Source organism: Limnobacter sp. G6BE5S, assembly GCF_058448965.1.
The window spans coordinates 118637-143407 of record NZ_JBZFLM010000007.1; the positions used below are offsets into that span (position 1 = coordinate 118637).

Here is a 24771-nt window from a genome sequence, read left to right on the forward strand (position 1 = left end):
TTTGTGATAAGCCAATCCTGCATTATCGTCGGAAATGAGTTTTTTTTCCAGACTTGACTTTTTCTTTTTTCACTCCCAGACAACGGAATCATGCTTTCAAATCGCGCACTTACGATCAAACCTTCCCCTACACTTGCCGTGACAGCCAAGGCGGCCCAACTGAAAGCCGAGGGTAAAGACATTATCGGCTTGGGCGCTGGTGAACCCGACTTCGACACGCCTGACCACATCAAAGAGGCTGCCAAGAAAGCCATTGATGCCGGCTTTACGAAATACACAGCCGTTGGTGGCACCGTAGGCCTTAAAAACGCCGTGATCGCCAAGCTAAAACGCGACAACGGGCTGGAATACAAAGCCAATGAAATTGTTGTTGGCGTGGGTGGCAAGCAATGCATTTTTAATATGGTGCTGGCTACCATCAACGATGGTGACGAGGTGGTAATTCCTGCACCTTACTGGGTGAGCTACGCTGACATTGTTGAAATTGCTGGCGGTGTGCCCAAGCTGGTGTTTGCCGGCATTGAGCAGGGCTTTAAAATTTCCCCTGCCCAACTGGAAGCCGCCATTACGCCAAAAACCAAGATGTTCATGATCAACAGCCCCAGCAACCCCACGGGCGCTGTGTACACCAAGGAAGAGTTGGCGGCCTTGGGCGAAGTGCTGTTGAAGCACCCCAATATTATTGTGGCCACCGATGACATGTACGAGCACATCAACCTGGCTGGTGTGCCGTTTGTGAATATTTTGAACGCCTGCCCCGCATTGAAAGACCGTACCGTGGTGTTGAACGGTGTTTCCAAGGCGTACAGCATGACCGGATGGCGTATTGGTTTTGCAGCGGGCCCGGCCAAGTTGATCGATGTGATGACGAACCTGCAAAGCCAGTCCACTTCCAACCCCACGTCTATTTCACAAGTGGCCGCGGAAACTGCCTTGAGCGGCGACCAGGATTGTTTGAAGCCTATGGTGGCTGCGTTCCGTGAACGCAATGAGTTTGTGACCAAGGCTTTGAATGCTGTGCCGACGATTCAAACTTTGAAAGCCGAAGGCGCTTTCTACGCATTTGTAGACGCGCGCAAGGCCATCGAGAAGCTGGCTGCAGAAGGCAAGATCAAGGCAGCAAATGATCTGGAACTGACGGCGTACCTGCTGGAAGCCGGTGTTGCTGTGGTGCCTGGTTCTGCTTTTGGTGCTGAAGGTTACTTCCGCATTTCATTTGCTACCAGCATGGGCAACCTGGAAAAAGCCTGCGAGCGCATTGCGAAAGCATTGGGTTAAACAGGGGTTAAGCAATAAGTTGCCTAAGGTTTAAGCAGGCAGCGGGGTTTTTGTAATTCATTTGTCCAATTTGGGTATTTGGGGTTGCACAAAAAAATTTCGCTGCTATAATCTCGGCTCTTTCCCCGATAGCTCAGTCGGTAGAGCGACGGACTGTTAATCCGCAGGTCCCTGGTTCGAGTCCAGGTCGGGGAGCCAAATACAGAAAGGGTTTCGAGAAATCGGAGCCCTTTTTCTTTTCCCGCAAAAAACGCACTTTCCCGCAAAAAAACTACCCCCCAAAACAGATAGCTTCTCTAAGTAATATTTATGCATTTAAACTCGTTCTAATGCTTTAAATAATGTAAAAAAAATAACGGGGTTGATGTGGAAGATATATTGGTATATGCCGCCATTGCGGCGCTCATCGTTGTTCCTTTTTTTCGAATCATAGGCCGTGCGGGTTTCAACCCTTGGCTTGCCCTTTTTGCTGCGATTCCATGGCTTGGGATTGTCATCCTTGCCTGCATCCTGTCTTTTGCTGAGTGGCCAGCACCAAAACAAAAAATAGAGGGGAAATGAAATGGGCAGCTTTTCGATTTGGCATTGGATCATTGTGCTGGTGATCATTCTGCCTAATATTTTGATCGCCCCCGCTGTTAAAAAAGCAGGTTTCAACAAAGCTTGGGCTTACATATCAATAATTCCTGGCGTCGGGTTGGTTCTGCTATGGATCTTTGCGTTTGCAAAATGGCCCAATCATCCGGATAGGTAATGTCAAAACTTTTCACGCACTATGACAACCTGAAGGTTTTGAGGAACGCGCCGCCTGAGGTGATCAAGGCAGCGTACAAAGCACTGAGCCAGCGCTACCATCCTGATCGAGAAGGCGGGGACGAACGCATCTTCAAAATCGTTAAAGATTCCTATGAGGTTTTGATCGACCCTCAGCGTCGGGCCGAACACGACGAATGGATCAAATGGCAAGAGGAATCGGGTCAATACGAAAATGAAAACGATGCTGATGAAATAGGTGACTGCAAGGATTGGATGCCAGATCCAGTCCCTATGGCACCGGCCAAAGCCGGTTTTTTTCAAAAGTTTTACGACTCAACTGATGCGTATGCCGTCATCTCTATACTTATTGTTGTTCTGGTCGGCATTGGTTATTTCAGCGAAGAGTCAGCACCCACACCCCCAGCGACTGTAGCCGATAACTATCAACCCCCTGTTGCCCCTGCCTTTAATCCAAATAGCCGTTCGTATATGAAGTACGAAAATTGCGACTCTGGCGGCAAGGTCCACGGTGGCATGGCTTGGGCTTCAAATGTCGGCGAAAAAGTTGCGCCGCTAAGCATCAGCACAACAGCGGGCCAGGATTATTTAATAAAGATGGTGAATCTTTCCACTGGTCAGGATGATGTATTTATCTACGTAAAGGGTGGGCAGCCATTTAAAACTGAAGTCCCCTTGGGACGGTACGAGATGAGATATGCGACAGGAAAGGTGTGGTGCAACTCACAAATTTATTTTGGTGACGATACTTTGTTCAGCAAGGTTGGAGAGCCATTGGAGTTCAATCTAGACATACAAACAGGTCAATATATGGGCTACGTCATTGAACTAATTCTTCAAGCAAACGGCAATTTAGACACGCCGTCCATCCCAAAAAATCAGTTCTAAAATTAGGCATACAATGATTCGAAATCAAATCCTATGTGCTTTTTTAATGTTTGGCATTCATTGCTATTCCAAAGCTTCCACTAATTTTGTAAATCTGGAACTGGAATGCAAGGTTGTTGGCTCAATGTCTTTTTCACTTTTAGATCCTAAGTCTCCAAAAAAATTTGGTGGCGTTGAAACTGTAACCATTAACAAATTCGATGTTGATTCAATTTATATAAATTTTGGTACAGATCAATTTTTTGAAGACATAAAAGTCAGCGATGGTAACTTGAGCAATGGAAAGCTTATATCAAGAATATTCGATGATCAGCAAATTTATTTTAAGTTCACAACTCAAAGTCCTGGTCAATCGATTGTGACCACGGAATTTAAGATTGATCGCTATTCTGGTCTAATATCGCAAAACAGCAAATCTGAAAACTCTAATTCTGAAGTAAATGGTACCTGTCAGAAAAGGCAAAAAAAGTTTTAATTTACTAACCTAAATTTTTAAAGATATTGTCCACCACTTCGCCTTTGGTCATTCCGCCCTTCGCCAAAGCCCGAATCCGCCTGTCTGTTTCTTCGGCCACGAAGATTGAAATGCGCTTGAAACCGGCCGACTCCTTTCGAGCTTTGTGAGCAGCAACCCGCTCAGCCACGTTGCTTTTACCATTATTCATATTAGGCCTCTAGCTTTTCGAACTTTTTGGCAATGTATGAAAAAAGCGCTGATCGGTCCTTGGCGAATTCCTCCTCGCTTCCTTTGTATGCTTCATTTACCTCATCGTAATAATCAACATCAATGGGCTGAGGAATAAACGGGAAACGTGGGCTGTAGTCCATATACTCCCCATCGCAATCAAACTCAAACTCGAATTTCTTTCCACCAATTATTACATCGCCACAAATTAATGGGTTTTTTCCTCCATTGTCTTCGGCGCTAATAATTTCAAAACTTTTCATTTCAATTTTTCCAAAGTTCATTTTTTATTCCTTATAAATTTTTAGGTTTGTATTTCTTTATTTTCTAGCAAAATCGATTCACACTTCGCACCATTCGCCGTTGACCATCTCCACTTCTACTACCTCCCCCAGGTCAACCGCATTAACTGTCTGACCACTTTCGTTTTGATAAAACCAACCATCGCGCGAATCTACACTGCCGGTGCTTATGTTCATGTACATTTTTTCGCTTTTCATTTTTTTCCCCTTTAAAAAATTAATTAGATTTTTTCAACGAAACCAAATTCGATTGGCCATTTGTCGCCATCCTCGGCGGCTTCCAATACTTCTTCGTCGGTGTAATCTCGGCAGCGCTCAAAAAATTCATCGCGCAGTAGGTCGAGTTGATTCTCGGTATAACCAACATAGGTTAATTTTTCTTTTTCCCATGCTCGCTGAACGCTGCAACACCCTTGGTGGTGAAACGCAGAGCCATTTTCAAACAATTCAACAATCATGGCTAGCGGGCATTTTTTGCTAATTTGATAAGTAGTCATTCTTAATCCTTTTGTTATTTTTCGGACTAATTTTTTTCGTCCATGTGCTTATGTTAGCGCTAACAAAAATAAAGGCAATAGCCATAACCCCATGAAATACATCGTATATTTGCATTGTGTGTAACTTTAAGAAAATATACATCTAACAGAAATGCTGATTTTCTTAATCCGATATTTAGAGTATTTATTCTAACTTGTAGATTTATTTGATTTACGTTCAATAATGGCCTTTGCCATCTCGCCCAAGTGGGGTGCCGCAAAGTAAAAAGCAAGTATTAACATAACCGCATCATTCATGTCCGTTGCACCAATCCGAAGGATTTCAGCGGCCTCGTTGGCCTCAGTTGCTCGACCGGCGTAAACCGCAACCAGCGCGAACGCCTGGCTTAGGATGTACTGACCCAGCCAAACGGCAGTAATGGCCAGAGAAATAACTCGGCGAGCGATGTTCTGCCCGGCGGTGGCCTGCATCCACTCAACGATCATCTTCCTCGCTTCGCTTCGTTCTGCCGATGCGCTCTCGGCTTTTTCTTGCTCAGTTAGTATTAGCTTATCTAGCCCCTTGCTCACCGTCTCAACGGTTTGGGTCAGCGCCTTGTCGGTGCCAAAAAGTTTCCCTAAAAATCCCATGCTTCACCTCAGGGTTGAAAAATTTGAATTTGTTTTGTTCCGGTGTTGGCCGTATCGAAATGCAACCAGGTCTTGGTCGCCCGGGCGTCTTCCAGGCGTCGTATATGCGGGAATGCCGCTGGGCCTTTCAAGATCGCGTCAAACACGGCAATCGGGTTTGTGTCCCTAAAAACGCAGTCGAAGGCGCGGCCGAACCTGTGCAAAGAAAAAGGGGCCCCTGGGCCCCCTGTCATTGGTCTGAGACCTGAAAACTGCCTAGGCCCACCCCATAAATAATTGTTTACCGTGATCTGACCAAATCTTTACCTCATTTGATCCAGTGTGGCCACCGCCAAAGGGTCTAGGAATTGCCAGGCACGATCCCCGAACTTTTCCACGTAGCTTGGGTGAACCAGCTCTTCGAGTTTGAAGTGTTTGGCTTTCATGCTGCACCTCCTTCCAGCGCGGCTAAGGTAGTAACAATGGTTTCACTTGATTCCCCTTTTGGCATAGGTGGGTGTGTTTTCAATTGCAGGTGGCACGTAACCAGGGCGATCTTCGAAATACTGAGTACGTCCGTGGAAAGATGAGTAAGCCGTACCCGTTTTCCCACCGCGACATTTGAGAACAATGTGTTCGCAAAGATCGGGGTCACTGAAATTCTTGTCATACTCAATGGGCCTATGCAGGCCAATGACGACATCGCAATCCTCCTCGACCCCTCCTGACCCTTTAAGGTTTGAAAGCAAAGGCCGCTTTTCTGAATTGTTTTCGGTATCCCGATTGAATTGGGCCAAAATAACAACCGCGCACTTCATTTCCCGGCTTAAAATTTTTAATTCGCCGCTCATCTTTTTAATACGCTGTGCCTCGTTTTGTTCGTCCCTTTCGCTTCCAATGATCCCTAGATAGTCGATAACGATAACGTCTGGCTTGTTTTTAACGGCCATGCGCTTTGCTTCGCGAACAATTGAGCGAACCGTTTGTCGTGGTGTGTCGTCTATGAAAACGCCATTAAGATCTTCGCGCGCACGCTCAATTCCGGCCGAAAAAGCTGACCAATCGGTTTCGCTCATTTCTTCTGGGTTCTGAATCGAGTAAAGGTTTACGCCGCTGTAGTTAGCCACGACGCGATCACCCAACTCAAAATTGTCCATTTCCAGTGAAAAATGAAACACTGTTTTGCCAGAGCGTGATGCATGTGTGATTAGGTGCTGACCCTTCGCCGACTTACCCATTGCCGGGCGCCCAGCAATACAGTACAACTTGCTCGATCTCAGTCCACCGCCAATAAGCCTGTCAAGATCCATCAGCCCTGTGCTGATTTTTGTAACCTTGCCGTCAAGGCGATTCTGCATTGCATCAAGCTGGGCGTTCAATACCTGGGACATGTGCACCAATCCATATCCTGGGGCACGCTTGGTGTCCATCAATGCGCTTAGCTTTTCTTGAAAATCGGGAACTAGATCATCCAGCGAAGCCCCTGGCGACTGCAGTTCACCCATCAGGGCGTTAATAGCCTCGATCATTTCAGCCTTGGCCGCCCGGTCAATTACGGTGCGGGCATGCACAGGCAGCATTTCAGGCTTAAGCGCCGAGGCCTCAATTAAAAGGTCTGTGACCTTTTGCGTTTTTTCAACCTTGGCGGTGGCACTTACCGTTTGACCGACGCTGTACCAATCAAACGTGTCCAGTTCATCATCCAGCTTTACGCATGCTTCAAAAATCTGGCGAGTAAGAGTGCCGCGGAAGTGGTGTGGTCTAAGTCCCTGGGCCATGCAGGTGTGCATGTGTACCTTGTGCGCGCAGAACATGCCGAGCAAGTTCTTTTCAATTTGCAGGATTGGGTCAACGCGGGAAGCGTCCATTTCCATTACGTCATAGCTCATAGCTGCACCCCGTGCAATTTGGCAGCAGCGCGGCCGGTTGAAGTAAGAATTACTTGGCCATCAGCCTGGATGTAGTAAAGCTTGTGCCATCCGTTCGTAACGGCGTTCGCAAAGGTTTGCAACCAGTCGGCGTATTTTTTAGATTTTGTTTTGGCACCAGAGGTGTATTTGTCTTTAAAAACCGCCCATTCCAAGTTCACCATGGGAACGGTCAGGCCGATCGCTTCTGCTTTGTCCCACACGTAATGGTTTTCAGGCACCACCTCCAAGTCATTTTCTTGGCAATTGGCTATGTATTCCGTGAGTGTGATCTCTGTCTTTTTCTTACCTGCTTTAGCAGGAACAGAGGGAAGGGGGGAAGCGTCAGCTTCCTTACCTAATGGTTCAACTGATTGTTCTACTGATAGGTTAGTGGTGCAAATTGACCTCTTACGTGGGGTCAATTTGACCTCACGTAATGGGTCAAAATGACCTGTTACTTTGTCACCATCAGTAATAGTGCAAATTGACCCATTACTTTCAGCTATACCTTGCTCTTCTTCTGCTAAGGAAGTTGTGATTTTTTCACCAAGGATTAGATTTCGAATTTCCTCCTTGCGCTCCCGAGAAGGAATTCCAGAGGAAAATTCAGTGCGCAGAGGACACGGAATTGGCGTCAGTTTGTAAAAATTCGATTTATGGGCGCGCTTTTGCTTGGCCAGGTGGCCATCTTTTATCAACCGGGCAATAGCCCTTTTTATAGTAGATTCCGACAACCTGGTGTGAATCCGTATGTAGGTTATTCCTGGGTAACATGTGCCATCGTTGCCCGCTATGTCCGCAAGTTGCATTGCAACTTTAAGGTCAGTGGGGTTGCTAATAGTAGAGTTTGCAACCAGGTTGGAAATTGAGAAGCTCATTTTGAACCCCCAACAAAAACATGCACTTGCGCAACAAATAACTGTTGCTTTTTAATTAATAAACTGGTATTCTTTTTCATATCGAATGTCATCCCTTAATGACGTTTTGATAAATTCACTAAGCTTGTTAGCGCAAGCAAAAGTGAGACCGAAAGGATCCTGCGCGGGTCCTTTTTGTTTTTCTAACTACAAAAAAAATTAGTGCACCAGAACCGATCCGTTGATGATTGGTTGCTCTGGCAGTCCAGAAATCATGTCCCCCGCCAAAACAAGCTGACGAACACGATCACTCGTGATTTTCATGCACACATCAGTTATTGCAACTTTCTTCTGATCAACCTCCTTTGTTGCTAATTCCTGCAATTTGCTAATTGCCTTGCCAAGTTCGGCATAGGCTCCCAAAAATCCAACTGAGTTAATTTCTCGATCAAAAACAAACCCGCGCATTACTTGCTGGGCGCATCTGTTGATCACCTCCCCCGACACCTGGTCTGTCTTTAAAACTTGATCAGCCAGGCCTTGGTCAATTTCCTGAATTTCACCAAACCTTAAAATCATATTAATTACCCCAATTTTTTTGTGGGCGAAGAACCCTGTTTTTTCCAACTATTTTTTATTGCTTTAAATTTCAATCGTTCTTCTTGCTGCGCCCAGGGCGTTGCTTTAACATTTCAACTGGAATTCCAGTGTATTCAGCAACGCGCTCCACCATGTTTTTGGGGATTCCCTGAACCACCCAATTTTGGACGCCCTGAGGTGTGTACCCAAACTTCTGGCCCGCCTTTGTTTGGCCACCCAAAACGCGGATGGCGATTTGTGGGCCGCTTAGGCCTTCAAAGCATTGATCTTTAATTTCCATTTGTACCCCCGTTGTTGATGGTTTAAATATAATTCAAATTTAAAGTGATTGCAAGCACTTTCGGGAATATTTCTTTCAATTCAGTTGACTTTTAAATTAAAATATTGTAGGATTGACACCAATGAATGAAAATTTTGAAGCGGCAATAAGCCACATCCTGCATAAAAAATTCGGGGGTAATCGCTCGCGAATGGCCGATGCGCTTGGGTTTAGTCCGCAGCAGGTAAGCCAGTGGTCGGCTGGAAAAACGAGACCGAGCGTGGATAGCTGTAGGCAAATCGCTGATTATTTAGGCATGTCGTTTGAGGAAATAAGGGATGGGTCGCAGTTCCTGGTGGTCGAAAAAAGCTTGGAACAACGTGTGACTGAACTTGAATTAAAACTGGCCAGCATGAATTTACCGGCCGGCAGCGATGATGATATTGCTCACATTGTTCAGGTATTGCAGTCAGGCTCGCCTGAATTTAGGCGGGCAGCAAGAAAAATGATTGACTCCCTCGCGGGAAGTTTTTGATAAAGGGGTACATGATGGCTTGTTCAAAATTTGACCGCGCTGACGCGACAGACATTGGTTTTGACCTGATGTATTACAAAAAAACCATTATGACCCGCATCACATTTGAAGCAATTTGTTCCGTTGAAAACTTGGCTGATCAACTGCTTCAAAACGCTCAGCTTGCACAGGCCGGGCTGATTGAACACTTCGTCCGCTAAATAATCCCCACCGCCAACGAATTTCTTAGCCCCACCGCCAGGGGCTTAGGCCCCTTTTTGCTTGGAGTTTTAAATGTCCAATTTTGAAGAGAAAAATGGGCCATTGAGTTGGTATCGGGTACACGGTGGTATGACTTACATGGCATGGCACCAAATTTACAAAATGCACCATTCCGGCGACTTTTCCTTAATCGTGCCCGAAAAATTGGCCAAGCAATTGCAAATTGTGGAGCAGTTTGCCGATGTAAAAAAGAAGCGGGACCCGCTTGTCGAGGAACTGAATAAAGCGGGACTGCCTGTAAAAGATGAAGAGCCCGAAGAGCCCGAGGAAAAGTTCGACCACGACGAAACGCCTGCTGAGTTTCGTCTGCCAGAATGGCACCTGTTGCAAAACGTACTAAGTCGTGACCGAGAGACCATGCACGACGAAGAGTCTGCATTTTTCAAAAAATTGAAATCCTTGGCCAGAGTTGCTGGCAAGCAAAAATCGATTTACAAAAATCAGTATGACCCGCGCTTTGCGGTGCTGGAAGAAATCTTGACCGAAAGCCACCCAGCTATGGGGCAGGCGATCGATTTCCTTTGTAGCGAATTGATTTTGTCCGCTAAGCAGGAAAAGCCATCGCCGCGGCCAATGCTTCTAGTTGGTTCGCCAGGTATTGGCAAAACCCATTTTGCGAATTCGATTTCGCAAATCACAGGGGCACCATTTATTAATTTTTCTTGCGCCACCGCCGACGCACCATGGGCATTAACGGGCTCAAACTCGACCTGGAACAAAGGTAAGCCATCCAATTTCATTTTTGAGATTGCACGCACAAATGCCCATGCTGGCGTATTTTTCTGCGACGAAGCGAATAAAGGAAATCCAGACAATCGCCATTACCCAATTGAGCCAGTTTTGCTTGAGCTTTTGGACCTGGATCAATCCAGGCGGTTTAAGGACCTCTACTTTGAGCACGAAATGGACCTAAGCGGATGGATCAAGATCCTTGCTTGCAACTCCACCGCCGGCATGGACTCCGCGATTTTGGATCGCTGTGAAGTCATTCATGTGTCCCGTCCTACGCCGGAACAGCAGCTAAAAATCATTCAAATGATGGCCGCTAAGTTGCCAGTAGCGTTTGATAGCAAGGCTCTTGAGGCCTTGAACGTCTCAACCCGATCCCTTCGCCAGATCAATGCAGACCTACGCAGATTGGCCGCACGCGCCCTTCGAAACAGCGCTGAAGAGGTCAACCTGATCGACGTAAAGCGGCTTGGTTTGAAGTCGGAATTTCGTTCATGAAAATATAGTTGCCTAAAACCCCTGTTTTTTTACACAGGTGTAATTTTTAAAGCTAATTTATTTTCATGTGATTGAAAAAAGAGGCCTAGATGTTTTTGTCCGAAGAAGAAATGGTTGAGCTAAGTGGCATTGGTGTTGGAAGAAGCGGCCTAACCAAGCATGAGCTGCAGTGTGCTTTCCTGCGTAATGCTGGCATTCCTTTTATTCAGAACGCCAGGGGCAGGCCCATTGTGGCCCGTTCCTACTTTGAGTCAACTCGTGTTTCGCCACCGCCGGCCGCTCAAAAAGCAACCTGGCAGCCTGGAGTTATGTAAATGGGCCGCACCGCGTACAAGAATAACAACTTGCCGCCCAGGCTGAGAAAGCGGACTAAAAATGGCACGGACTACTACGCCTATGACTTGGGTGGTCGCCCACGCAAAGAAGTGGCCTTGGGAACCGATTATTTGAAGGCGGTGGAACGATGGGCTGAGCTCGAAAAGCAATATAGCGGCGTTCTGGTCATTAAAGATGAGGGGCCTACCTTTATTGACCTGGTTCACCGGTACGTGAAGGATGTGCTCCCTACCAAGGCGCCACGCACACGCCAGGATAACCTCAAAGAAATTGAGAACCTGAAGAAGTTTTTTGGAAAGCCACCAGCTCCACTTGATCAAATCCGGCCTCTTCATGTCAGGCAGTACTTGGACCAAAGGACAAAAGATGGCAAAGGCCACGTGCGCGCTAATCGTGAAAAAGCCTTGTTTTCGCATATGTTCAACTTCGCCCGAAGCGTTGGCATGACGGACGCTGAGAACCCAGTAAAGGGGATCAAGGGTTACTCAGAGACAGGGCGCGCAACTGTTTACGTTGAAGACGATGCATTTGAGGCGGTGTTAAAAGAAGCTGACCAGCCCACCAGGTTTGCAATGAAGTTGGCTTACCTCACTGGCCAGCGCCCAGGTGACGTGCTTTCGGCCACCGCCGGGGACATTCGAGATGGCTTTCTTCATTTTGAGCAGTCAAAAACCGGCAAAAAGCTGAGGATCGAAATTGTTGGTGAGCTCAAGGTGTTAGTCGAAGAGATTCAGGCCTACCGGCGGGTCAAAAACGTGATCCACCAGTATTTGCTCGTCACTGAAACAGGCAGTAAGCTGACTGAGGGCGCACTGAAAGGGCGCTTCACCAAGGCCAGGGCTGCCGCTGGGGTGGATATTAAAGGGTTCCAGTTTAGGGATTTGCGGGCTAAGGCGGCGACCGATACCACCGAAGCCACTGGGGATATTAGGCAAGCCCAAAGGCAACTTGGCCATGCCGCATTGAGCATGACCGAACATTACACTAGGCAGCGTCGTGGTGATGCAGTCAAGCCCACCAAGTAACATCAAGAGGTCTTACATGATGGTAGAAGCGATCAAGGTGATTGAAAACACGCACACTGGTTTGGCGGTGGTCGGTGGCTCACATGTTGAGCTAGTCTCCTTTTTTGATTATCTGGCTGCCAGCAATGAAGTACAAAACATTGGGGCGGGGCTTGGGGTCGATGGCGACCAACTACGGGCTCTATTTGCAGAATCAGCTCGCTTGTTGACTCTAGTAAGACCTCTTCATATTTTGAAAAAGGCCGCTTGATCAATAAATCCCACAGTGGGATTTTTTAGAAAACTTAGTCATGAACATCGATCCAGATCTTCCACCTGACGCCTTTGAGATCATGAAGGAACGGCTGCTACACCATTCCTACATGTGCCCATTCTGCTCAAGCCTAGACCTCTCCCGGACACTAAGTGGAATTCAGGATTCAAAGGGCGAGGAGGGTATGCGGGCTACAATTTTGGTGTTCTGTAGAAGCTGTGAGGGCACTTGGTCCCATGTGATGGCCCACCTGGGGATCACCCAAGTGGGCGTGGGTTGCGAGCTCATTGATTAAAGTTGCTTGCGGTATAAAACGATGGCTGCCATTTGGTGGCATGCTGGATTAAAAACAAAATCATCATCCCCGAACTTCGTCAGCCCATGCAGCTCATACTGGCGACCATCTCGCAAGTCAGCAAGCTCATCAAAGGATTCGGCCTCTATAACTTCTAGCAAGTCTACTGCCGCAGCTTCAACTAGTCCTCTTTTTGTATCTTTCAAGCCCACGCCAAAAATGAAGTCCCTATCAATTTCGGTGAGGGTCCTTTTGGCCCAATCAAACGCAATTGCGTTCGAAATTTCCCAGGCAAACAGACAATTAAAATCGTCTTCATCATATCTAATTGGACTTTCGGGAACGCCAAGGCCTTTTGCTTCGCCAACAGCTTGCTTCAGTAATGCGATGTTGGCCAGCTTAGATTTGTCCATTGAGCCTGTTCCTTAAAAAGTCACCTGCACCGCCAGTCAGTGGGCTCGGCTCAGGCTTTTTTGTCATCGCTGCTACCTTGACCTGAACCTCTTCTGGAAGCCCCTTGAGGCTGGCTTCCGTTGCAAAACTGGGTCTGTTTTTATTTGCAACCTTTGGCTCCATGCTTTTGGGCTTGACCTCTTCGTGCTTTTGCCCACTCGAAGCCTTCTCGCCCCGTGGCATGCGCTCCCTTTTGTCGATGGTGACGCCGAATAATGCCTTGTCAATGTCTGTCCGCAACCAAGCAAGGAACTCTTGGCTTGCTTCAACATTCGGCATGTGCTCGCGTACGAACTCGCCCACTTTTTGAGTTTTTCTTGTCTCTTCGATACGTGCTTTTTTAATTAAGAGAATTTGTTTGCGTTCAATTTCAGCAAGTCGTTGTTGTGCTGTTCGCATTTTTTTCCTTCTTTAGTTATGGCTTTGAGCACTAAATTTAGAACACAGTGCTTTTGAGGTAAACGAATTACTAGGTTAAAAAAGCAGTGAGATTTATTCTTGAGAACAAGTTGAAGAACGCAACCATGCAAAACATGCAGTGATCTGTTGTTCTGAAATATTTCTTGATCTGAACGTACGCGACCACACCAATTTGCTCTTGTTTCAGATACGCAAACTACCTTTTGGAGTATTAACGTGAAGAACTTTAAGTGCCAAATAAATGTTGTTTCAAGGTCTGACGGGGCTTCGATTGTGCAGCGCTCAGCCTATCGAGCAGGTCAAAAAATCACCGATGCGGAAACAGGGAAGACTTACGATTATTCGCATCGAAAAGATGTTTGCTTCAGTTACATAACGGCCCCAAAGAATTCCCCGGGTTGGGCTTTGTACCCAGAAAAAGTGTGGAACGCAGCAGCCAAGGCAGACACGCGAAAAAATAGCCGCTTGGCCCGTGAGCTTATGATTTCTTTGCCCGCAGAATTTTCCTATGAAGAACGTGCTCTATTGGTTGCGGAAATTGCGCACTACCTGGTTAAGCAATACAAGGTGGTTGTTCAAGCGGACATTCATGAGCCAAAGATTTTTTCGGCGGAGGAGCTTTTCAAACTCAAAGGGCAGCACGCAGTACCCATGCAAAGTGCACCCGGATTTTTTCATAACCAAAATTGGCACACGCACATTTTATTTTCAACAAGAGAAATGACCCCACGCGGGTTTGACAAAAAAACAAGGGTTCTAGACGATGGCAGAACCGGCCGAGTCGAGATCGAGAAGATCAGAACGGAGGTGGCAAATATGATCAATGCGAAGGCTAGGGAGGCAGGAATTGACCTGTTCATGCATTCGAAGTCGGCGAGGCGTCGTGGATCACCTGAGATTCCAACGATTCCACTGGGGCAAAAGGGGCATTGGGCGACTAAGCGCGGCCTACCAAACGCAACCGCTGAATTGAACCAGCGAATTGCTGAGCACAATCGTACATTGACCGAAGCCGACTTCGACGAGTTTCTCAAGCAGCCAGAATTCACAAAACCAAGCCTAGGAATGAGCATGTAACCTGCCGCTCATTTTGCGCAGATGAGCTACTCTTGGCGGCACTTCTGGGCAAGATGTTGCACACGTGATTAAAGATAAATTAAGTTGCTATTCGAGTATTGCAGTCTTGGAATTGAAGAGTTGCTAAGGATTTTGGGGTGCTTTTAGATGGGCATTGAATAAATTTTGACCGTGACGGTATACTGATTATATATACAGTAAATATAATGTGAGTTTCGTAATGGCCAAAAATTCTTCAAGCCCTGTATTCAAGCATTCTATCGGCACCTTGTCACAGTCCCCAGGTTCAATTGTTCAAGGGGCGAAAAGTCATAGGATGCGCTTGGTGTTGCACAGTCTGTCTGCCGGGTTTCCTTCGCCTGCGGCTGATTATGCGGAAGATGGGTTGGACCTGAACGATTACTTGGTTCGCAACAAACCTGCTTCCTTCATGTTCACCGTGAAAGGTGATTCAATGATTAATGCAGGCATTGTGGAAGGCGACAAGGTGATTGTTGACCGATCAGTGAACCCCAAAAGCAAAGACATCGTGGTGGCGGTGGTAAATGGTGAGTACACCATCAAGCGGCTTTATAAAACTGCTTCGAAAGTGGAATTGCGGCCAGAAAACCCGAACTACCAACCCATTGTATTTAAAGAGGGTAGCGAGCTGGAGATTTGGGGTGTGGTTGTGGGAGTAGCGCGCCGCTATGGTACCCAAAGCTGACCCAGTTTTTGCGCTGGTTGATGTAAATAATTTTTATGTGTCTTGCGAGCGGGTTTTTAACCCCAAGCTTGAAGGCGTGCCCATGGTGGTGCTGTCCAATAACGACGGCTGTGCTGTTGCCCGCAGTGCCGAGGCCAAAGCCCTCGGCGTAAAAATGGGCGAACCCTGGCACAAGTTAAAAGACCTTGCTAAACAACATGGAATTTTGGCGTATTCATCGAACTACACCCTGTATGGCGACATGAGCCAACGGGCGGTGGATGTGCTTTCTACCTTTTGCCCGGACACCGAAGTGTACAGCGTTGATGAAAGTTTTCTGCAAATTGAATCGGTACTGAAGCTTTACCTATCGGCCACAGCCATGGGGCAACAAATGCGCGAGCGTATGCGCCAATGGTTGGGCTTGCCTGTGTGTGTGGGCATTGGCCCCACCAAAACCCTGGCCAAGTTGGCCAACCACATGGCCAAGAAAATGCCGCATTTCAATGGCGTGTGCGACCTGCATGACATTCCACGACCCGAGCGCGTGAAACTGATGGCCGCAATTGATGTGGGCGAAGTGTGGGGAGTAGGGCGGCGCGTGGCTGCGCGTTTGAATGACATGGGCATTTACACGGTGCTTGATCTTCGCAACGCCAAGCCTGCTGAAATTCGCAAACACTTCAATGTGGTGATGGAACGAACCTGCCAAGAACTGCGGGGCCTGCCGTGCCTGGAACTGGAAGATGTTGCACCGGACAAGCAGCAAATTATGAGTTCGAAAAGTTTTGGGCAACCCGTTACCGAGGTTGCGCATTTGTGTGAAGCCATTTCCGCTTATGTAGAAAGGGCGGCCCAGAAACTGCGTGCACAGCAATCACTGGCGGGTGGTTTGTATGTGTTTCTTCGTACCAATCCGTTTGATCCGAGGGCTGCGCAATACAGTGCCAATCACCATGTGTCGTTCGGGATTCCAACTGACGACACACGATTGATTTCAGACCTTGCTGTGCAGGTGATTAAGCATTTGTTCAAGCCTGGCTTTGTGTACAAAAAAGTGGGTGTGATGTTAACGGGCTTAACTGAAAAAGCGAGTTATCAGCATGATCTGTTTGCGGATACAGCAGGGCAGGAAAAGTCTGCAAAACTGATGAAAGCACTGGATGAAATCAATGTCAGGTTTGGACGAGATTCCTTGATTACAGCTTCTAGCGGATTCGACAGAACTTGGGCGATGAGGTGTGGGAACAGAAGCCCGAAGTACACGACATGTTGGGGTGAGACGCCGATCACGAGTTGAGCGCTTTTCGGCCTTAGTGGACTCACCTTTGCAATCCAAGACGTCCGATAACAGTTATTTTCGAGTCAATTACCATCGACTTTGCCAATAACCGTTTCTATCGGGTCGGTCCAAGCTTCATTTTAGAACGCTGTTCAGTGATTCAGCAGGATGTATCTTATATGGTTAAATGCCTTAGGTTATGCCAAAGCAGGTTTTCCCCGGTTTGCGTCAACTACCGAATTCAATTCTATCGTTCCGAATATGCCCAAGAAAAAGAATCGATCCACTGATGGGACTCCCGTAGCGGCACCGGCGGAAGGTGAACGCAGAGCAATCCGTGGCTATGTCGGCCAATATGAGCAGGCTGGCGCTGCAATCTACTCAGCGCTGGAGCGCGACGAGTTGCTGTGGATCGGCGTCGCCGACCGAAACGCGGGCATTGCCGACGACCTGGTACTCGGCTTCGATCGCTTGGTGGTCGGCCACCAGTTCAAGACTTCCAAGTTCCCTAGCACCTTCACTGTTGAGACCCTGTTTACTGGCGCCAACGGCCTATTGAAGCCCCTGGTTCATGCTTGGCAATGCCTAAGCAAGGACAACCCGGGAAGCCAGGTCGAGATTCGCCTGGTTGTCAATGACTTTCCGTCGATCACTGACAAGCCAGGCGACGGCACGCCGCCCCACAGCGCGGCATTTCTTGAAGAGCTCCAGCAGCATCGGAGTCGGCCGATAGCCGATTGGTGCACGCCAAAATGGAGTCGCCTGATCGACAACCTTCGCAGTAAAGCTGGCCTAGGCGCTGACGACTTCGAAAAGTTCTTGCACAGCCTTCGTGTGGTGTACGGAGCTGCGGCCGACTTCATCCAGTCGCACAAGCTAAACGCGGAGCAGGCCCGACAGGCATCCGAGATTGCCAGCGTACTGCCCAAGCTGGTCGCCGATGTACGCGACAAGGACAGGTGGACGCGTGACGAGCTGCTTCGTGAGCTTGGCTGGCGCGATCCCGCCAAGACGTTGCTTATTCATCGGTTCCCGGTAGGCGCCTATGTCCAGCGCAACCGCGACACTGAGGTCAAGCTGCTGGCCGCGCTGCATGCCGTAGACCAGGGCTACGTCTCACTCATAGGACCACCTGGCTCAGGGAAATCAACCCTCCTGCAGGTTGCGCTGGCCACTGAAGCAAATGTCCGGCTCGTTCGCTACTTGGCGTACGTGCCAGGCGCTGCTCAAGGCGTTGGTCGCGGGGAGGCTGACAACTTCCTGATCGACGTCGGCACGCAGCTGCGCAACAGCGGTTTGGTTGGACTTCGTCTCCGCGATGACTCGCTGCATGAGCGCCGCGAACAATTCGGAGTCTTGGTGCGGCAGGCTGGCGAACGCTTCAACCGCGATGGGATACGAACAATCATCGTCGTCGACGGGCTCGACCATGTGCCTCGCGAGGAGAGGCCGACCAATTCGCTTCTGGGCGAGTTGCCTCTTCCCGCGGCTATCCCTAACGGGGTTGTGTTCGTGCTCGGCACGCAGCGGCTGGATCTTGCTAATCTGAAGCCGGCCGTAAAAGAGCAAGCGGAGAAGAGCGAGCGACAGGTTCTCATGGGGCGTCTCGGCCGCGAGGAGATCGCCCGGATGGCAGATGCGCTCGGCCTGCCTGCCGAGATTCCTAGATTGGACCTGAGCAATCTCACGCAGGGCCACCCGCTGGCAACGCGCTACTTGATTCAGGCGCTGTTACACGCCGACGAAGCCAGCCGCAAGCACCTTCTCAGTGGCGGGATGCCGTTCGAAGGTGACATTGAGACCGTTTACACCGCTGCCTGGCGCGAAATCGCAAGCGACAGTGATGCCATGGACGTACTGGGCTTCATCGCCCGGGCCGAAGCGCCAATGGATCTGCGGCTGCTGGCAACGGTGGTCAAGGAGTCCGCGATTGAGCGCGCCCTGTTCGTTGCACGGCACCTGCTCCGCAATTCACTCCATGGATGGAGCGTCTTCCACAACAGCTTCAGGCTATTCGTCATCGCTCAACCGCGAACCCGCCTCGGAAGCGTCGACGCCGAATACTCTCAGCGCGTGTACCGTGACCTCGCCGAGCTGGCGAAGAACGCGCCGCACGACTCGGCTCAGCGGTGGCTTGAGCTTCGCTACCGCGCCCGTGCCGGCGACGGTGCCGATGTACTTGCGCTGGCGATGCCCGCTCGCTTCAGACAGCAAATGGCTAATGGGCGTTCTATCGCAGAGATCCATGCCGACATCCGGCTGGCTCTGCTGGCAGTGCGTGGAACGCATGATGCGACCGCCTTCACGCGGCTGCTGCTATGTCGTGACGAAGTGGGCCGGCGCGAAACAGCCCTTGAATATGCCGAGCAGTTGCCGCTGGCGATGCTGGCGGTCGGGGATATTGATTCAGCGCTCTCTTTCGTGCAGTCCTTCCCCAGCCAGGGCTATGAGGTTGTCGATGTCCTGTTGGCGCGAGGCGACTTCGAGCGAGCAAGGGAGCTGTTTGAAAGCCTTGAGCCACTAGCGCAGCTCCATACGTCCAAGTTCCAGAACCACGGGAACGACTACAACATCAAGGAATTCGAAAGATGGGCAAGGCGCGCCGTCCACTTCCGAGATACCGAGCAGATCCGAACAGCAATTGACCACCTCGTCGCAGAGGGGCTACGCCAGCCCGAAACGGTGGATCCAGAAACTAGCGTCGCGCTGCGCCAGCATTTGAGGAGGGAAGCAGCCGAGGCACTGCTTCTTCAGAAGGTTGGAGCCGATCCGCAAGAAATCTGTAGCAAGCTCGAGGTAGCCGACGAAGATAAGCCGTCCGTGATGGTTTACGCAGGGCTTATGGCTAGCCGGCGTGGCGACGTTGCGCAAGCGATTACCCTTTTTGATTTTGCCGCCGCCCTTCCTGGTTTCGGAGACGTACCCAACGGCTACCGCCGCCGGATAGCACTGATTGCATTCGAAGTTAACCGTCGTGATCTAGCCGAGGCCCTGTTCGACAAGCTGGTTGCACCGATGATCTCCATGTGCGATGACGAGACAGACCTAGCTGGGCTGGGTGATCTGGTCGGCGCGGTGATGCATCACGCGAGGCTTTGCACCCTTCTCAATAAGCCGCTGCCGAGCGCGACACCGTCGAAGCACACGTTCCTTCATCCGGTCCAGCAGCACGCCTCGGCGATAGGCGTGCTGCTAGGTCGCGTCGCCGTCGACAACGCGACCGTGCCGGTTGGCAGCATCCAGGAAGAAGCTCGCGTTGCCCTTGGGTACATCCTGCGTTTGAAATCACAAGGCGGCAGCGAGTCATATCTCATTCAGCAGGCCTTCAAAGCAGTCCCCGTGCTCGCGCAAGCGCTGCTGAGGCTTGGCGCAAAGTGTGGCGAAGATGAGTACCGCGCAGTACTTCGAGAAATTGACGCAGCCATCGCCGCATCGACGCTGGGGGGGACTACGTACCTGCGACGCAGATTGGCCGTCGATGCGTATCGGGTTGACGGCGACAGGGGGGCGGCCGTCGAGCGGCTCAACGCCCTCGTGGCGGAGCTTCAAGAGAGTACGCCAAGCGAGCATATCGACGGGTTGGCGGATCTGGCCATCGCGTTAGCTGCGGTCGGGGGAGTAGCGCGGGCGAAACAATTGCTGGCGACGGTCCCCGAGCAATGCCTTGGCTACGCGCTGGCACCCAAAAAGGATCCGCAGTACGTAATCTGGCGAGACATCCTGGTCCTTGCGAACGCTGCGGACCCGGAGAATCGTGTCAAGCGGATCTCAAACTTGATGCGTCAAGTCGGTGGCATGATCGAAACGGAAGGCTCGTCGGCCGCACATCGCCTGACTATGTCGCTCATTGAGGAAGCGATGCTGGTCAGACCTCGCTTCGGCTTCGAGGTATCAAAGACACTGGGGGATTGGCATCTAATTGGCTGGCCGAACCGCGTCGACCTGCTTATGACTGGGATGGTCCGGCGAAGCCCTGAGTTCGTCTTGACTTGCGCGACCGTCTGGTGCGGGCTGTGCCTGCCGTTCTACATGGAACCGTACTACCGGGACCCGTACCACATCGGCGACTTCATCGAAGTCGCCGTGGACGCTGCCGGCCCTGGCCAGATTGAACCACTCGCTCTGATGCTGTTGGGAGCCGTCGAGGTTGCCAGCAGAGCGCACGAAAGGGTCGCGCTGCTCCAGCGCCTTCGCACGGCTGTCGGAAAACATAGTTTCTCGTTCGCCGAACTCGAAGCCGCTGTAGCCCGGTGGACGTCAGAAGCGCCGGAACCTCGACACTCGTCTACGCCCAGCAAGTACGACTCGGAAGCTACTCTTGAGGAGCTTGAGCGCGCGTTTGAAACGGATGGCGACGAGCTGAACTACAACGCCCCGTACCGTTTCAGAGATCTAGTCGAGACAGCTCCGCTTCATCTAGCGCGGAGGATGTTTGATCGCTGGCAGGTTTTGCAGGACAACGCGCGCTGCCGCTTCCTGATGGTGAAGGGGTTTGCTGCGGCGGGTGACGTCGAGTACGCCAAGTTGCTGATGCAAGGCTACGAGACGAGCAAGGACCCGTGGAGTTCCTGGAGCCAGTGGATGGGTGGCGGCAAGTTCCTCTACTTTGAGGCGAAGAAGCTACTGGAGGGGCCGGGCACGTCCCCCGCTGCCTTCGAGAACATTGTCGATTCAGTAGTGGCCGGCCAAGAAAACACGCAATCGTTGCTGACAGAGCTGGATTCGATACTGCCGGTAATCAGCGCGACGCCGGATTGGCCGGCTATCTGGTCGGTACTTGAGGAGCAGATGGCCTGCACTCGCGAGTTCAAGCTGGGGCGACCCTTCCAACCGAGCGAGCTACCATTCAGCGACACGGAACTTCTGGAGGATTTGCTGCACTTTGCTTATCGGCTGCCCGTTTCAGAAGTTCAGCGACACGCACGCAATTGCACGCTGAGCTTGTCAAGGCAAGCCGGACTCGGTCAATCTCTGTTCAACTCCCTTATGCGGCGACTTATAGCCGGCGATTTAGATGCCCCCTTACAGGCGCTCGGAACGTTGCTGGCTGCTGACAGCGCGGACCTTGCACCCGAGTTGGGCAGCGCCGTGGCTGCGTTGGTCAATCACCCTGACATCGCGGTAGCAGAGTCAGCAGCACTCTTGTCGCATCGGTGGGGGCTGACTGTCACCTTGGACGGGAAGCCACTGCCGCTCTTTTATCGCCTCGAACTCGAGCACCAGCCAGAGGGCGACCAGGCATTCATGGACGATAGAACTGGCGCTATGCGCGTCGAGTCGCCGCTTGGCTGGACCGAGATGCTGCGCTCGACCGCACGTCACATTGCGAAGTCGGCAGGCATTGAAGAGATGACAGTCCGCCGGCGCGCGGCGCTGTTCATCCAGGATTGGGGGGGACTCGAAGCATTCGGACCCTCAGGCGTCAAAAGGCTTGAGGCTCAGCTTCGCGCCCTCGATATGCAGATCACCTACCTGAAGCCCCACGCCTATATAGCCATTGCCGCCCTTCGCCACGTTGCGGGAGAACTGCGGCTGGCCGGTAAGCTAAAAGGCCGCGACATGCCGACGCTGTTGGAGAGTTTGGGTTGCCCCCTTCCACCACGTCCGCCGCAGCTGCCGCGAGTGCGTCCGGGATGGATTCGAATGCCTCTGATTGACCTAAGTGTGGGTTGGTCCGAGCGAGAGCAGAAGTGGGTTGATGAAGTCGAAGGTGACGTTGCCCCTTTCCCTGCCCACCATATTGGTAAGATCGTGGCTGAGGTGTCGCGCTGGAAGATCTTCAAACCACGCTTGGCAGAATATCATTTCCATCGATTTCGGATTCCCTCGGCACAAATTGATGGAGATGACTTCGATCAGTGTTATGAAAGATTGCCAGTCGCTGTGTGGCTAGGTAAGTACATCGCCCTCGACAATGAATTGGCACCCATGCTGGTAAGGAGAATTGTTTGCTCTATCGACATGGGCTTTGATGCACCAGCCTATTCATTCGCGTTGTGCCCGAACTGGCTAAAGAGGCTTCGCTGGCGAATGCATGACGAAGAACCAGGCGTCTTCCTAGACGCTAGCGGAGCTGTAGTTGCAAAGCTCTATTGGTGGCGTGACGCTGGTCCAGTTGACATTGAAGCAGAATCTTTATGGGGCGAGGGCTCTTACCTCGTTCTGACGCCTACAGGCTTCGAACAGGTAGCCTCTATCCATGGGAAACTGAGTGCTGAAATCAATGTTTTCGCAAGCAGGCAGATCAAGCAGTCAAGCAATGGTCAGTTTTTTATCAGGACGGCGAGGAACAGCTACGTTCTTTAATACACGCAGGTTCACAGCAGCGATATGAAGCGAGAGTGAAATCTCCCTTTATCTTTTTACACCACTATTTCGATAGCTGCTTTTTTTGACAGCTTTGCGCCATACAAAACCCCAATCAATGCGTTGTCAACACTAACAGGTGCCGCCTATATCTCAACTGGCATACACATTCCCAACAAGTTAAGACAGTCCGTCTTTTGAGACCTAACGCCTAACATGTTCAGCAGCAAAAAGTAGTGGGATAAAGTGACAGCCCTTTTCCTTATCTGAGATCATTTGATTGATAGGCTCCTCATAGGTTTTCAAAGTAACCTACACTCTTACCAGCATGGGATTCGACTTCGGCGAGCTTCGGGTGAAGTTTCTCATTTGAGTTGTGTGCAATTAGTTCAGGTAACGACAGTCTGAAACCCTTGCCAAGCGGTTTAAATAACAGCACGCACAACCCGTGCAATAAATCTTCTCCAACACACCCTTTTACATCTTCGATTTCGGCAATCCCTATAACCCAATTCATTTTTCTTGCAAGATTGAGGTTAAGAACAACATATTTTGAAGAGGGCAATATCGTTAGTGTTACTCCATGCGTGATTCCGCACACGTTTTTTAGAAATTCACTATCCTGACTCAGGTTGCTCTCACCCACTATGCGGGGCTCAGGATCTCCTTCCTTATACCAAAGAGCTTTATGTAGTTCTCTGGCATAGCCTGAATTATCGAATTTCTCACCAAATAAGATATGACCAAGACCAATCGCCAGTTTAGCCATGAACCGAATGTCATAACGAACGTACATTGATAATCGGTTTTTTCGCTCTTGACCGTTACTGCATTTTTCGTTGAAGTAAGTAATTCGTTCTAAATCCAACTCATCTGGCTCTGAGAAGCCAATCTCAGCCAAATTAGCGCCTTTAACTGAAGTGCATGAAACTTTCCTAACTTTTCGACCATTAAAAGCATCTTTGAAAGATAGCCAAGTAATTATTGGTTTTATTTGAGAGCGTTCTGACCATATGAAGTAGGCTCTCGTTTTTACACTTTTAACTGTTCTTGGGTTTCCCCCAGAGTACCAATACATTCGTTCATCTGAAGGACGAATCCAATATATTTGCTCACCTAAAGGACCAATCCAGCACTCACATATTTCCCCTTCTTTCATTTTCGGTGGGCTAAGGTCAGATACCCAGCCTAAGCCAGTAGACCGACAGCTTGCTCAAGCCATGAATGGCATGAACCGAAGAAAAAGGCACCCCGTTGTCTGAACGAATCGCTTGGGGCAAGCCGTATTCTCGGAATATGCGCTCAAAAGCAGTGATGGTCAGCGGATAACAATAACGCCTGTCGCCCAGCATGAACTCGCCTTTGTAATCAACGCACCACAGATCATTGGGGCTTTTGGCTGCGCTCAAGGCTGTGCCTTGAGCGCGGTATCGACGGTTCTTGCGTGTCTTGACCAGGCCGTGACGGTCCAGCACGGCGTGCACAGTGCTGGTGGCCGGGGTGGAAATATCCGGGAAATGACTGATCAGTCGCTCGCGAATCTTGGGGGCACCCCACTGGGGCCACTGTTGCTTGATCTTGATGATCTGTTGCTCAACCTGAAATGGCAATTGATTGGCAAAGCGTACAGGCCTTCGACTGCGATCAGTCAGCGCTTCAAGGCCGCTTTCCCGATAACGGGAGATCACCTTATGACCGGTGACTCGGGAAATACCAAACTCCCGGCAAAGCTCTGAAATACCCTCTCCATCGAGGTACCGAGCAATGAATTTCAGCTTCTCGTCCATCTTCGTACTTTCGCTCCAAGGCATAGTCGGTCCCTCCTATGCCAAAAAACTGTAAAGCATGTGTCCGGAATAATCTGTAAATCATGTCTCGGTAAGTACAAAGTACGAAGCCCTTGAATCTATTGATTCTTGGGCTTTTTGTTTTTCTAGGCGACTGAACTTGAAAGTTT

At 50.0% G+C, this 24771-nt stretch carries 28 protein-coding genes and 1 tRNA gene; 14 read left to right on the forward strand and 15 right to left on the reverse strand.

Going from position 1 to position 24771, the window contains the following annotated elements; genetic code table 11:
* Nucleotides 1-90: 90 nt before the first annotated feature.
* Both ACVL1J_RS13525 and ACVL1J_RS13530 read left to right on the forward strand, forming a co-directional pair.
* Nucleotides 91-1278, forward strand: coding sequence for a pyridoxal phosphate-dependent aminotransferase (locus ACVL1J_RS13525; RefSeq protein WP_159571469.1), 1188 nt, complete (start codon nucleotides 91-93; stop codon nucleotides 1276-1278).
* Nucleotides 1279-1400: 122 nt separating this feature from the next.
* Nucleotides 1401-1476, forward strand: a tRNA-Asn gene (locus ACVL1J_RS13530).
* Between the two features lie 117 nt (nucleotides 1477-1593).
* On the opposite strand, the gene ACVL1J_RS13535 is transcribed toward ACVL1J_RS13530, so the two are convergent.
* Nucleotides 1594-1887: a hypothetical protein gene (locus ACVL1J_RS13535; protein WP_491665381.1), complete on the reverse strand. Its 294-nt coding sequence runs from the start codon at nucleotides 1885-1887 to the stop codon at nucleotides 1594-1596.
* A 144-nt stretch (nucleotides 1888-2031) separates the two neighbouring features.
* Between ACVL1J_RS13535 and ACVL1J_RS13540 the strand changes: the two genes are divergently transcribed.
* Both ACVL1J_RS13540 and ACVL1J_RS13545 read left to right on the forward strand, forming a co-directional pair.
* A complete protein-coding gene (locus ACVL1J_RS13540) occupies nucleotides 2032-2940 on the forward strand; it encodes a J domain-containing protein (RefSeq protein WP_341714415.1) in 909 nt (302 codons plus the stop codon).
* A gap of 124 nt (nucleotides 2941-3064) precedes the next feature.
* Nucleotides 3065-3415 carry a hypothetical protein gene (locus ACVL1J_RS13545; protein WP_491665382.1) on the forward strand — a complete coding sequence of 117 codons (351 nt, stop codon included), beginning with the start codon at nucleotides 3065-3067 and terminating at the stop codon, nucleotides 3413-3415.
* A 4-nt stretch (nucleotides 3416-3419) separates the two neighbouring features.
* Here the strand turns inward: ACVL1J_RS13545 and ACVL1J_RS13550 are convergent, their stop codons facing one another.
* The 10 genes from ACVL1J_RS13550 to ACVL1J_RS13595 form a co-directional block, all read right to left on the reverse strand.
* Entirely contained in the window at nucleotides 3420-3605 is a 186-nt protein-coding gene (locus tag ACVL1J_RS13550) for a hypothetical protein (protein ID WP_341714413.1), read from the reverse strand.
* 1 nt (nucleotide 3606) lies between these two features.
* Nucleotides 3607-3909 carry a hypothetical protein gene (locus ACVL1J_RS13555; protein ID WP_341714412.1) on the reverse strand — a complete coding sequence of 101 codons (303 nt, stop codon included), beginning with the start codon at nucleotides 3907-3909 and terminating at the stop codon, nucleotides 3607-3609.
* A gap of 57 nt (nucleotides 3910-3966) precedes the next feature.
* Nucleotides 3967-4125, reverse strand: a complete 159-nt coding sequence (locus ACVL1J_RS13560; protein ID WP_491665383.1) for a hypothetical protein — start codon at nucleotides 4123-4125, stop codon at nucleotides 3967-3969.
* Between the two features lie 23 nt (nucleotides 4126-4148).
* The gene (locus ACVL1J_RS13565) at nucleotides 4149-4424 is read right to left on the reverse strand and encodes a hypothetical protein (RefSeq protein WP_491665384.1); all 276 of its coding nucleotides are present in this window, start codon (nucleotides 4422-4424) and stop codon (nucleotides 4149-4151) included.
* 189 nt (nucleotides 4425-4613) lie between these two features.
* Entirely contained in the window at nucleotides 4614-5054 is a 441-nt protein-coding gene (locus ACVL1J_RS13570) for a hypothetical protein (protein ID WP_341714409.1), read from the reverse strand.
* A 302-nt stretch (nucleotides 5055-5356) separates the two neighbouring features.
* Entirely contained in the window at nucleotides 5357-5479 is a 123-nt protein-coding gene (locus ACVL1J_RS13575; protein WP_341714408.1) for a hypothetical protein, read from the reverse strand.
* A 42-nt stretch (nucleotides 5480-5521) separates the two neighbouring features.
* Nucleotides 5522-6922, reverse strand: a complete 1401-nt coding sequence (locus tag ACVL1J_RS13580; protein ID WP_491665385.1) for a replicative DNA helicase — start codon at nucleotides 6920-6922, stop codon at nucleotides 5522-5524.
* Entirely contained in the window at nucleotides 6919-7821 is a 903-nt protein-coding gene (locus ACVL1J_RS13585) for a helix-turn-helix domain-containing protein (protein ID WP_491665386.1), read from the reverse strand. Before ACVL1J_RS13585 ends, ACVL1J_RS13580 begins: the two co-directional genes overlap by 4 nt.
* 198 nt (nucleotides 7822-8019) lie before the next feature.
* Nucleotides 8020-8427, reverse strand: coding sequence for a hypothetical protein (locus ACVL1J_RS13590; RefSeq protein WP_341714405.1), 408 nt, complete (start codon nucleotides 8425-8427; stop codon nucleotides 8020-8022).
* Nucleotides 8428-8449: 22 nt separating this feature from the next.
* Nucleotides 8450-8680, reverse strand: a complete 231-nt coding sequence (locus tag ACVL1J_RS13595) for a helix-turn-helix domain-containing protein (protein WP_341714404.1) — start codon at nucleotides 8678-8680, stop codon at nucleotides 8450-8452.
* A 121-nt stretch (nucleotides 8681-8801) separates the two neighbouring features.
* On the opposite strand from ACVL1J_RS13595, the gene ACVL1J_RS13600 reads away from it, so the two are divergent.
* The 6 genes from ACVL1J_RS13600 (at nucleotide 8802) to ACVL1J_RS13625 (ending at nucleotide 12293) form a co-directional block, all read left to right on the forward strand.
* On the forward strand, nucleotides 8802-9194 hold the full coding sequence (locus ACVL1J_RS13600; RefSeq protein WP_341714403.1) for a helix-turn-helix transcriptional regulator: 393 nt from the start codon (nucleotides 8802-8804) through the stop codon (nucleotides 9192-9194).
* Between the two features lie 14 nt (nucleotides 9195-9208).
* On the forward strand, nucleotides 9209-9394 hold the full coding sequence (locus ACVL1J_RS13605) for a hypothetical protein (RefSeq protein WP_341714402.1): 186 nt from the start codon (nucleotides 9209-9211) through the stop codon (nucleotides 9392-9394).
* Nucleotides 9395-9467: 73 nt separating this feature from the next.
* Nucleotides 9468-10682, forward strand: a complete 1215-nt coding sequence (locus ACVL1J_RS13610; protein WP_341714401.1) for an AAA family ATPase — start codon at nucleotides 9468-9470, stop codon at nucleotides 10680-10682.
* An 89-nt stretch (nucleotides 10683-10771) separates the two neighbouring features.
* On the forward strand, nucleotides 10772-10996 hold the full coding sequence (locus ACVL1J_RS13615) for a DUF4224 domain-containing protein (RefSeq protein ID WP_371832431.1): 225 nt from the start codon (nucleotides 10772-10774) through the stop codon (nucleotides 10994-10996).
* Complete coding sequence (locus ACVL1J_RS13620) at nucleotides 10997-12043, forward strand: tyrosine-type recombinase/integrase (RefSeq protein ID WP_341714400.1); 1047 nt, start codon at nucleotides 10997-10999, stop codon at nucleotides 12041-12043.
* Between the two features lie 16 nt (nucleotides 12044-12059).
* The gene (locus ACVL1J_RS13625) at nucleotides 12060-12293 is read left to right on the forward strand and encodes a hypothetical protein (protein ID WP_105028693.1); all 234 of its coding nucleotides are present in this window, start codon (nucleotides 12060-12062) and stop codon (nucleotides 12291-12293) included.
* A gap of 294 nt (nucleotides 12294-12587) precedes the next feature.
* Here the strand turns inward: ACVL1J_RS13625 and ACVL1J_RS13630 are convergent, their stop codons facing one another.
* Nucleotides 12588-13004 carry a hypothetical protein gene (locus tag ACVL1J_RS13630; RefSeq protein ID WP_105028695.1) on the reverse strand — a complete coding sequence of 139 codons (417 nt, stop codon included), beginning with the start codon at nucleotides 13002-13004 and terminating at the stop codon, nucleotides 12588-12590.
* Nucleotides 12991-13443, reverse strand: coding sequence for a hypothetical protein (locus ACVL1J_RS13635; RefSeq protein WP_105028696.1), 453 nt, complete (start codon nucleotides 13441-13443; stop codon nucleotides 12991-12993). Before ACVL1J_RS13635 ends, ACVL1J_RS13630 begins: the two co-directional genes overlap by 14 nt.
* Nucleotides 13444-13680: 237 nt before the next feature.
* Here ACVL1J_RS13635 and ACVL1J_RS13640 point away from each other — a divergent pair, with 237 nt between their 5' ends.
* From ACVL1J_RS13640 to ACVL1J_RS13655, 4 genes are all read left to right on the forward strand, one after another.
* A complete protein-coding gene (locus tag ACVL1J_RS13640; RefSeq protein ID WP_491665387.1) occupies nucleotides 13681-14541 on the forward strand; it encodes a MobA/MobL family protein in 861 nt (286 codons plus the stop codon).
* A 220-nt stretch (nucleotides 14542-14761) separates the two neighbouring features.
* On the forward strand, nucleotides 14762-15247 hold the full coding sequence (locus tag ACVL1J_RS13645) for a LexA family protein (protein WP_491665388.1): 486 nt from the start codon (nucleotides 14762-14764) through the stop codon (nucleotides 15245-15247).
* Nucleotides 15231-16526: a Y-family DNA polymerase gene (locus ACVL1J_RS13650; RefSeq protein WP_491665389.1), complete on the forward strand. Its 1296-nt coding sequence runs from the start codon at nucleotides 15231-15233 to the stop codon at nucleotides 16524-16526. Before ACVL1J_RS13645 ends, ACVL1J_RS13650 begins: the two co-directional genes overlap by 17 nt.
* 243 nt (nucleotides 16527-16769) lie before the next feature.
* The gene (locus ACVL1J_RS13655) at nucleotides 16770-22814 is read left to right on the forward strand and encodes an ATP-binding protein (protein WP_491665390.1); all 6045 of its coding nucleotides are present in this window, start codon (nucleotides 16770-16772) and stop codon (nucleotides 22812-22814) included.
* A gap of 292 nt (nucleotides 22815-23106) precedes the next feature.
* Here ACVL1J_RS13655 and ACVL1J_RS13660 read toward each other — a convergent pair whose 3' ends face one another.
* Together ACVL1J_RS13660 and ACVL1J_RS13665 are read right to left on the reverse strand one after the other, a co-directional pair.
* The gene (locus ACVL1J_RS13660) at nucleotides 23107-23973 is read right to left on the reverse strand and encodes an HNH endonuclease (protein WP_491665391.1); all 867 of its coding nucleotides are present in this window, start codon (nucleotides 23971-23973) and stop codon (nucleotides 23107-23109) included.
* A gap of 16 nt (nucleotides 23974-23989) precedes the next feature.
* A complete protein-coding gene (locus ACVL1J_RS13665; RefSeq protein ID WP_491665392.1) occupies nucleotides 23990-24625 on the reverse strand; it encodes a helix-turn-helix domain-containing protein in 636 nt (211 codons plus the stop codon).
* Nucleotides 24626-24771: the final 146 nt, after the last annotated feature.